Source organism: Sphingomonas sp. S2M10 (assembly GCF_012650175.1).
In the GTDB taxonomy this organism is placed as follows: Bacteria; Pseudomonadota; Alphaproteobacteria; order Sphingomonadales; family Sphingomonadaceae; genus Sphingomonas.
Genome location: NZ_JAAILI010000055.1, coordinates 193175 through 201654 on the forward strand (window position 1 = coordinate 193175; position 8480 = coordinate 201654).

Below are 8480 nucleotides of genomic sequence, written 5' to 3' on the forward strand. Positions count from 1 at the left end.
GGGGGGCGGCTCTTGCGTCAGGGCGATCCGAATGCAAGACGCGCAAGCGCGTGATTGAAAGTGCGTGATCGACTTGCGGATATGGATGCTGACCGCATCTCTGCCGCCGCAAGAAGATCGCCGGGGGACGTGCATGGAAGTCGATTACGTACAGGCCATGACCATCGATCACGACGCGAAAGGCGTGTGGATCGACAGGCTTGAGCCGCTGCGCTTGCCCGAAGACGGGAGCGCCGTCGACGAAATCACGCTCGATCCGACAGACCAAGACCGGGTCGGATACAAGGGTCCGGCGGAGCGCCCCCCCTTTGTAGCGATACTAGCCGCCCGCGGAATCGCCTGATGGCGCGGGCACGACCAGACTTTCTGCGCGTACCGCCCTTCCCGCGGGCGCGCCGCACACCGCTTGCCTGGGCGCATGGGGGCAGCACCGCGGCCGATCCTGCCGCAGTCATCGCCCATTTGCGGGAGTCGCAGGTGGGCGGCGGGTTCTGGCAGGCGCAGCCGGCGCTCCCCGCGTCGCGGGACCTTCTGTTCGCGCCTGCCTCGACCGCGCAGCTGCGGGCGATGCGCGCTGCCGCTCCGGCCGATGCGGCGGCGCGCGGGATCGTCCTAGGCGTAGCCTCGTCGCGAGACATGCCCCGGATCGGCCCTGTCGATCCCTGGTGGCTGGCCGCCCGCTGCAGCACCATCTTCGCCGATGCCGATGACGAGATCGCCTTGGTCGCGGCGCTGCTAGGCCGCCCATTGCGACTATTCGGCAGCGGCCGATTCGCGACGCTGGCCGAGGGCGCGGACGCCGCCGCGCTCGAACATGTCGTCGCAGAAGAACTGCTCGCCGGGAAAGAATATCGCGACCCGTTCACCGGCACCCCTGCGACGATCACCGCGATGCTCGCGCTTCTGGCCAGCTGGCGCGACCTGATCGACGGCAATCGCGACGTGACGCAGGTTCTCGGCGTGGCGGGGTGGAAACGCGAAACCATGGAGGCGCTGCTGTGGAACGGCGGCAGCGGCCCCCGTTATCGGGCGGGCAGCGCAGATGACGGCACGACGCTGCTGTGGCGATCGCGGGTGCCGCCGGCGGTGCTTCGGCGGCTCGCGGCGGACGGAAGGTCGGTCGGCGAGATCGAGGACGGTTTCGTCCGCTCGGTCGGCCTCGGCGCAAATTGCGTGCCGCCGCTGTCGATCACGGTCGATCGCCGCGGCGTGCATTTCGATCCCGCCCAACCCAGCGACCTGGAAATGCTGATCGAGCAGGGCGGCTTTGCGCCCTCGGTACTCGCGCGGGCAGAGGCGCTGGTATCTCGCATCGTCCGCGAAGGGCTCAGCAAATATGGGCGCGGCGGCGCGGCGCTGGCGCGGCCGGCAGGCGCGCGCCGCCACGTGCTGGTGACCGGTCAGGTCGAAGACGATCGCTCGGTCCAATGCGGCGCCGGCGGCAGGACCAATCTGGACCTGCTGGTCGCCGCCCGCGCGGCGGAGCCCGACGCCTATCTGATCTATAAGCCGCATCCCGATGTCGAGGCGGGGCATCGCAAGGGCGCGATCGACGATGCCGTGGCGCTCGCCCATGCCGACCATATCGAGCGCACCCGGCCCATTTCCGCTCTGCTCGACATGGTCGATGCGCTGCACGTCCTCACCTCGCTCGCGGGGTTCGAGGCGTTGCTGCGCGGCAAGCAGGTCGTCACCCACGGGGTGCCCTTCTATGCCGGCTGGGGGCTCACGGATGATCTCGGCGCGGTTCCCGACCGGCGCACCGCCCGCCGCAGCCTTGCCGAGCTGGTGGCCGCGGTGCTGATCCTCTACCCGCGCTATCTTGATCCCGTCACCCGGCTGCCGTGCCCTGCCGAAGTGCTCGTCGACCGGATGATTGCCGACGTCGCCACGACGCCAACATTACTGGAACGATTGCGTATGCTGCAAGGCAAGGCTAGACGCAGTCTCGCGCGCAAGAGGACCGGCCGATGAAGCATGTGCGACCATTACGGCGATCCTTCCTGTTCCTTCAGGGGCCGCCCGGGCCGTTCTTCTGGCAATTGAGCCGGGAACTTCAGGCACGCGGCTCCGCGGTACATCGCATCAACCTGAACGGCGGCGATCGCTATGACTGGCCGGAAGGCAGCGTCGACTATCGCGGCCGCCTTGATGCGTGGCCGATCTTTTTCGATCGCTTTGTGCGCGAACACGACATCACCGATCTCGTGCTGTACGGCGATTGCCGCCCGATGCATCTGGCCGCGCACCGCCTTGCCAAGCTGCGCGGCGTGGCGATCCACGTTTTCGAGGAAGGCTATATCCGGCCTGACTGGATGACGCTGGAGCCGGACGGCGTGAACGGCCACTCGACGCTCGATCGCGACCCCGCCTCCATCATCGAGCGGGCGCGGGACCTGCCGCCGCTGCCGGATCTGCCGCCGATAACCGCCAGCTTCGGACGGCGCGCGCGCGACTCCTACTGGTATTATCACCGTGTCGTCACCGGCATCGTGCGATTTCCCTTTTACCGCTCGCACCGCAAGGGCGTGATCATCGTCGAAGGACTGGGCTGGATCCGCAAGTTCGCGCTCAGCCGGCGGCGCGCACGCCAGGCCCGGGCGACGCTCGCCGCCATAGCCGACAAGCCGCATTTCCTCTTCCCGCTGCAACTGACCGGCGACTACCAGATCCGCGAGCATTCGCCGTTCGGCTCGATGATGACCGCGGCGGACTATGTGCTCGACAGCTTCGCCCACTGCGCACCTGCCGATGCACATCTGCTGGTCAAGGAACACCCGCTCGATTGCGGCTTCCACAACTGGCGGACCTTCCTGCAGAAGCGTGCCAAGGCGCTCGGCATCGCCGACCGCGTACACCATCTGGAAGGGGGCGACCTCGCGCGGCTGGCCCGAGAAGCGCAGGGCATGGTGTGCGTCAACAGTACGTCCGGCACGCTGGCGCTGTCTGCGGGCAAACCGGTGATCGTGCTGGGCGACGCAATCTACGACGTGCCCGGCGTTACCCACCAGGGGCATCTAGACCGTTTCTGGGAAGCACCGCAGGCACCGGACATGGCCTTGTACGACGCGTTCCGCCGGGTGCTGCATGCCCATTGCCTGGTTCGCGGCGGCCTGGCCAGCCAATCGGCGACCCAGACGCTGATCGCCAACAGCATCGAGCGGCTGCTCGGCAACGCGCCGGCACCGGTCGCCAGCATCCGCGAGCCCGCCCTGTTCTTCCACGGCGTGCAGGGCTAGCCTCGGCGGTGCGCGCGCCAATCAGGCGGTAGGCTCGAGTCCGGCATCGTCGAACCAGCCGCGCCGCCGCCCGACGCGGAAGATGCGGTTCACCAACGGGTTGGACCAGCCGCAATTGGTCGCAAAATCGCGCTGCAGGGTATCATGATGCAGCTGGTGCGCTGCCGGGGTCATGAGCAGCCCCACCCGGCGCATCGCCACGACGATCCAGGGATTGTGGACGCGGTGGAGCGAGCCGTGGAAATATTGCGCGAACGCTCCCCCCACCAGCAGCGCCACACCGCCCGCCGCGGCCCAGCCGGGCACCAGCCCGGTGAAGGCCAGGACGTTGAGCGCCACCGACAAGGGCAGCGCTGCCAGGATCACCGTGCTGCCGATCAGGCGCCACAGATCGCGGCGACCGAGCGCGTCCGGGCGCGGATGATGATTTTTGAAGTCGTACACCAGGCGATCGAGCGGGCCCACCTTCGCCATGCGCTCTCGCCACAGCGTCTTGTAGTGCTCGGACTCGCGTGAGCCGGGATAGAAATAGAGTGCGTCCAGCCCCTTGCCCGCGGGTGTCGGGCGGTAGTCCATGTACATGTGGACCAGGCCCGAGGCGAGATCTGCGGCATACCAGCCGGCCAGCAGGGCGGGAATTGCCCACCAACTGGGGTCCAGCAGCGCCGCGACCAGATTGGCTGCGAGCGATGCGAGGAACAGCGGCATCAGAATCTGTCGAGCCATCGCTATCTCACTTGTCTCCGGCCATCGGCCGGGTGCTAGCGCGCGTCCTACCTATTGCTTTGTCGTGCATCAACGGCTTGATTTGTCGGGATCGCGGGCGCAAGCGACACGGCATCGTGATCACGCATGCTCCTGCAATATTTTCATCGCGGCCGGCGGACTGAGTGCCGACAAGCATGCAGCGCGATCTTCTCATCGACATCAGCCGGCTGATCTGGCGCACCTGGACGGGGCGGCTGCCTACCGGGATTGACCGGGTATGCCTGGCCTATGTCGATCGTTTCGCCGATCGTGCGCAGGCGGTGATCCAGCGCGGCAATCTGCGCCAGATCCTCACTCCGGCCCTGTCCGATGCGATCTTCCGCCTGATCCGCGAGGGAGGGCCGCAGTTCCGCACCCGCGCACCGCGGCTGGCGATGCGCGCCATCGTCTCCCAGCGCGGCGGCCAGCCCGGGCTTGATCGCCTCTACCTCAATGTCGGGCATACCGGCCTCGATGCGACCGGCCTTGTCGCCTGGGCGGCGCGCGCGCAGGTGCGGCCGGTCTATCTGATCCACGACCTGATCCCGCTCACTCATCCTGAATTCTGCCGGGTGGGCGAGGATATCCGACACCATCGGCGCATGGCCAACGCACTGGGAAGCGCCACGGGCATCATCGGCAATTCGCAGGCGACGCTCGACGATTTCGCCGCCTTTGCCGCCGCCGAAGGCAAGCCCTGTCCGCCGATGCTGCCCGCGCTGCTCGGCGGCCATCCGCTGCCCGCCGACTCACCGCCGATCGCGCTCGACCGCCCCTATTTCGTGACGCTGGGTACGATCGAGGGGCGTAAGAACCACGTCCTGCTGCTTCAGCTCTGGCGCCGGCTGATCAGCCACAATCCCGCCGCCTGCCCGAAACTGATCATCATCGGCCAGCGCGGATGGGAGGCGCAGACGGCGTTGGCGATGCTCGATCGGCTGCCGATGCTCGCCGGCCACGTCCAGGTGATCGAAGACTGCGCGGACACCGCGCTCGCCGGCTATCTGCGCGGCGCGCGCGCGCTGCTGATGCCCAGCTTTGCGGAGGGCTATGGCCTGCCGGTGGTGGAGGCGCTCGGCGTCGGCACGCCGGTCGTGGCGAGCGACCTGCCGGTGTTCCGCGAACTCGCCGGCGATCTGCCGATCTATTGCGACCCGCTGGACGGCGCGACCTGGCTTGCCGCGATCGCGCACCATCTGCAGGAAGGCGAGGTCCGCCAGGCGCAGCTCGCGCGCGTCCAGGGCTATGTGATGCCCAGCTGGGAGGCGCATTTCGCTGCCGTGGAGCCGTGGCTCGACGGCCTCTGATAGGGGAAGGTCCAGGGGGTTCTGTTGCCCGGCCCCCCTGGCGGCCGCTGGAATCCACTTCTGTTGCCCGGTGTGGCCCGACCGCGCATTTTAGAATAACCTTAGGCCGTTAGGCCGTGAGGTTACGCCGCAATAGCGAGTGCTTCGTTATCGTTGGCACTTGTGTAATGGGCCGTTGCGGTGGTCCCATTCCGAGCGAAGACAGCGCCTTTCAATACACGTCGATCCTGGTTCGGCCCCGTCAGAAACGGTGTCCAGATACACCACCGGTTATGGTGGAGCCGCCGGGTACTGCCCCCGGGTCCGCTGCATCTATTATACGCCATTGTTTATCGCCATAGCCGGGCGAACCCGGCAAGACCCTATATAGGGTCTTCGCGCTTAATGAAAAGGTCAGGTTGCAAGGATTAAGCGCCTTCACACCGCCCCATTCGGTTGGCATGGAGAGTGCATCATGTTGACGCAGCGTTCCCGCTACGCGCTCCGCGCAATGCTCTTCCTGGCCGAACAGCCGATCGCCGGCGCCCCCGTGCCGATGAACCGCATCGCGACGGAAGCGAACGTACCGCGCAAGTTCCTCGAGCTGATCCTCGCCGATCTGCGCGAGGCGAGCTTCCTCGTCTCCACCCGCGGCAAGATGGGGGGCTATCGCCTGGCGCGGCCTGCGCACCTGATCTCGCTGGGCGAGATCATCCGCGTGATCGAGGGACCGCTGGCGCTGGTCCCCTGCGTCAGCCGCACCGCCTATCGCCCGTGCAACGACTGCAAGGACGAGGCCGCCTGCGCGATCCGTCGCGCGATGGCCCGGGTGCGGGACGAAACCGCACGCATCCTCGACGGCACCAGCCTGGCCGATGCCGCCGCGGAGGAGCTGGCGGCGGCGTAAGTCTGCTGGTGCATCGCCTGCGGCGCAACCGCCGCCGAAGGATCGAATGCGCATCCCCAACAACCATCGTCATCCCCGCGCAGGCGGGGATCCATTCGCCTGTGCGCTTGGGGAAAGAACCGCCGCTTCAGCGCCAATGGATCCCCACCTGCGCGGGGATGACGAACTTGAGGGCGAGGTCCAGCCAGGCCCTCAAACCCCCGCGTTGCGCTTCTTCAGCTCGTCGCGGATCTCGCGCAGCAGCACCACATCGGCCGGATCGGCGGCGGGCGGCGCATCGCCGCTGGCCTTGTCGCGCTCGGCGGCGGCGATCACCTTGTTCACCGTGCGCACCAGCAGGAAGACGATGAAGGCCAGGATCAGGAAGTTGATTACCACGGTGATGAACTGGCCGAAGCCGATCAGCGGCACCCCTGCCGCCTTCAGTGCGGCATAGTTGGAGGGCGAGCCGGCATAGCTGGGCGGGATCGGCCCAAGCCGAAGGAAATAGCCCGAGAAATCCACCCCGCCGAAGATCCAGCCGACCAGCGGCATGATCATGTCGTCGGTCAGCGATTTGGTGATGGTGCCGAACGCCGCGCCGATGATCACGCCGACCGCGAGATCGAGCACGTTGCCGCGCGCGATGAACGCCCTGAATTCCTTCAACATCCGCCATCTCTCCCGTTGCGAAGGCGTCGCGACCTTGCCCAAGTCGCGCGCCCAGGCCAACCCCCGAGCGCCGATTTCGCTTCCGTACCCGGGTGTAGGCGTCGTATAAGACACCCCGTTGATGGGATTTGGAGGTTGCTTCCCCATGAAGTTTCGTACCGCACTCGTGCCGATCGCAGCCCTGTCGCTCTCGGCCTGCGGGCTCAACAGCGTGCCGACCGCCGAGGAGAATGCCAAGAACAAGTGGGCGGACGTGCAGGTCCAGTATCAGCGCCGCGCCGATCTGGTGCCGAATCTGGTCGCGACGGTGAAGGGTTCCGCCGCGTCCGAAGGCAAGATCTTGACCGACGTGATGAACGCGCGCGCCAAGGCGACCTCGGTGCAGGTCACCGCCAACGACCTGACCGATGCCGGCAAGGTCCAGCAGTTCCAGCAGGCGCAGCAGCAGCTGGGTGGCTCGCTGTCGCGCCTGCTCGCCACCGTCGAGGCCTATCCGGACCTGAAGAGCCAGGGCAATTTCACCACGCTGATGAGCCAGCTCGAAGGCACCGAGAACCGCATCGCCATCTCGATCCGCGACTATAACCAGGCGGTGCAGGCCTATAACACCCGCATCCGCACCTTCCCCGACGCGGTGGGCGCTAAGATCTTCTACGGCGCCAAGCCGATGACGCCCTTCCAGGCCAAGGCGGGTGCGGACGTGGCACCCACGGTGAACTTCGGGAACGGCAACTGATCCGTCCCGCCCCCGGAGCGTCGCTGATGCGTGTGCTGCGTTTCCTGGTGCTGCTCGTCGCCCTGCTGGCCGGGGCGACGAGCGCGCTGGCCGACCCGACCTTCCCCAAGCTGACCGGCCGGGTGGTCGACGACGCCCACCTGCTCTCGCCCGCACAAGTCGCGCAGCTCACCCAGCTTTCGACGGAAGTGGAGCAGGCGTCCAGCCGCCAACTCGTCGTCGCGACGATCCCGGACCTGCAGGGCTATGACATCGCCGATTACGGCTATCAGCTCGGCCGTGCCTGGGGGATCGGGCAGAAGGACGCGAACAACGGTATCGTCCTGATCGTCGCGCCCAACGAGCGCAAGGTGCGGATCGAGGTCGGCTATGGCCTCGAACCGATCATGACCGACGCGCTGTCGAACCAGATCATCCGCAACGTCATCGTGCCGAAGTTCAAGGCGGGCGACATGGCGGGCGGCATCGTCGCCGGCGCGCAGGCGATCGGCGAGCAGATGAAGCAGCCGCTCGAGACTGCCGAGCAGAAGGCCAAGGCGGCGCAGGACGCGGCGACCAAGTCCTCCGCGCGCAAGCGGCAGGGCGGCGGGCTGCCGATCGGGCTGCTCTTCTGGTTCATTCTCCTGGTCGTCATTCTCGTGCCGATGCTCGCGCGCTTCGGCGGGCAGCGGCGGCCCGGCCCCTGGGGCGGACAGGCCTATCGCGGACGCGATCATGACAGCGGCATGCTGCCGATCGTGCTGTGGACCATCGCCAACGAGATCGGCCGCGCGGCAAGCCACCGCGACGATGACGATGACCATGGCGGCGGCTGGGGCGGCGGCGGTGGCTCAGATCGGCGCCGTGCTGGCCGAACATTTCCCGCGCGCCGCGGACGACGTGAACGAGCTTCCCGATCGGCTGATCGAGCTCTA

At 67.1% G+C, this 8480-nt stretch carries 9 protein-coding genes and 1 other RNA gene; 7 read left to right on the forward strand and 3 right to left on the reverse strand.

What is annotated here, in order from left to right; translation table 11 throughout:
* The first annotated feature begins 133 nt into the window (after positions 1–133).
* From S2M10_RS13680 to S2M10_RS13690, 3 genes are read left to right on the forward strand one after another with little or no spacing between them, the layout of a single operon-like run.
* Positions 134–343: a hypothetical protein gene (locus S2M10_RS13680; protein WP_168846543.1), complete on the forward strand. Its 210-nt coding sequence runs from the start codon at positions 134–136 to the stop codon at positions 341–343.
* Complete coding sequence (locus tag S2M10_RS13685; RefSeq protein WP_168846544.1) at positions 343–1974, forward strand: beta-3-deoxy-D-manno-oct-2-ulosonic acid transferase; 1632 nt, start codon at positions 343–345, stop codon at positions 1972–1974. Before S2M10_RS13680 ends, S2M10_RS13685 begins: the two co-directional genes overlap by 1 nt.
* Positions 1971–3239, forward strand: a complete 1269-nt coding sequence (locus tag S2M10_RS13690) for a capsular biosynthesis protein (RefSeq protein WP_168846545.1) — start codon at positions 1971–1973, stop codon at positions 3237–3239. Before S2M10_RS13685 ends, S2M10_RS13690 begins: the two co-directional genes overlap by 4 nt.
* Before the next feature lie 21 nt (positions 3240–3260).
* Here S2M10_RS13690 and S2M10_RS13695 read toward each other — a convergent pair whose 3' ends face one another.
* Positions 3261–3965 (reverse strand): fatty acid desaturase CarF family protein, encoded by a 705-nt coding sequence (locus S2M10_RS13695; RefSeq protein WP_168846546.1) that lies wholly within the window; start codon positions 3963–3965, stop codon positions 3261–3263.
* 176 nt (positions 3966–4141) lie between these two features.
* Here S2M10_RS13695 and S2M10_RS13700 point away from each other — a divergent pair, with 176 nt between their 5' ends.
* Positions 4142–5293, forward strand: coding sequence for a glycosyltransferase family 1 protein (locus S2M10_RS13700; RefSeq protein WP_168846547.1), 1152 nt, complete (start codon positions 4142–4144; stop codon positions 5291–5293).
* 48 nt (positions 5294–5341) lie between these two features.
* Here S2M10_RS13700 and ssrA read toward each other — a convergent pair.
* Positions 5342–5688: a transfer-messenger RNA gene (gene ssrA / locus S2M10_RS13705) on the reverse strand.
* 59 nt (positions 5689–5747) lie between these two features.
* Here ssrA and S2M10_RS13710 point away from each other — a divergent pair.
* Positions 5748–6179 carry an Rrf2 family transcriptional regulator gene (locus S2M10_RS13710; protein ID WP_126001195.1) on the forward strand — a complete coding sequence of 144 codons (432 nt, stop codon included), beginning with the start codon at positions 5748–5750 and terminating at the stop codon, positions 6177–6179.
* Between the two features lie 192 nt (positions 6180–6371).
* Here S2M10_RS13710 and mscL read toward each other — a convergent pair whose 3' ends face one another.
* A complete protein-coding gene (mscL, locus tag S2M10_RS13715; RefSeq protein WP_168846548.1) occupies positions 6372–6830 on the reverse strand; it encodes a large conductance mechanosensitive channel protein MscL in 459 nt (152 codons plus the stop codon).
* 145 nt (positions 6831–6975) lie between these two features.
* Here mscL and S2M10_RS13720 point away from each other — a divergent pair, with 145 nt between their 5' ends.
* Complete coding sequence (locus S2M10_RS13720) at positions 6976–7566, forward strand: LemA family protein (protein ID WP_168846549.1); 591 nt, start codon at positions 6976–6978, stop codon at positions 7564–7566.
* Positions 7567–7592: 26 nt separating this feature from the next.
* Positions 7593–8480: TPM domain-containing protein (locus S2M10_RS13725; protein ID WP_168846550.1), on the forward strand; the 888-nt coding region annotated here is incomplete at its 3' end.

Coding starts and splice junctions, on each gene's coding strand:
- S2M10_RS13680 (WP_168846543.1), top strand. CDS start 134: ATGGAAGTCGATTACGTACAGGCCATGACCATCGATCACGACGCGAAA.
- S2M10_RS13685 (WP_168846544.1), top strand. CDS start 343: ATGGCGCGGGCACGACCAGACTTTCTGCGCGTACCGCCCTTCCCGCGG.
- S2M10_RS13690 (WP_168846545.1), top strand. CDS start 1,971: ATGAAGCATGTGCGACCATTACGGCGATCCTTCCTGTTCCTTCAGGGG.
- S2M10_RS13695 (WP_168846546.1), bottom strand. CDS start 3,965: ATGGCTCGACAGATTCTGATGCCGCTGTTCCTCGCATCGCTCGCAGCC.
- S2M10_RS13700 (WP_168846547.1), top strand. CDS start 4,142: ATGCAGCGCGATCTTCTCATCGACATCAGCCGGCTGATCTGGCGCACC.
- S2M10_RS13710 (WP_126001195.1), top strand. CDS start 5,748: ATGTTGACGCAGCGTTCCCGCTACGCGCTCCGCGCAATGCTCTTCCTG.
- mscL (WP_168846548.1), bottom strand. CDS start 6,830: ATGTTGAAGGAATTCAGGGCGTTCATCGCGCGCGGCAACGTGCTCGAT.
- S2M10_RS13720 (WP_168846549.1), top strand. CDS start 6,976: ATGAAGTTTCGTACCGCACTCGTGCCGATCGCAGCCCTGTCGCTCTCG.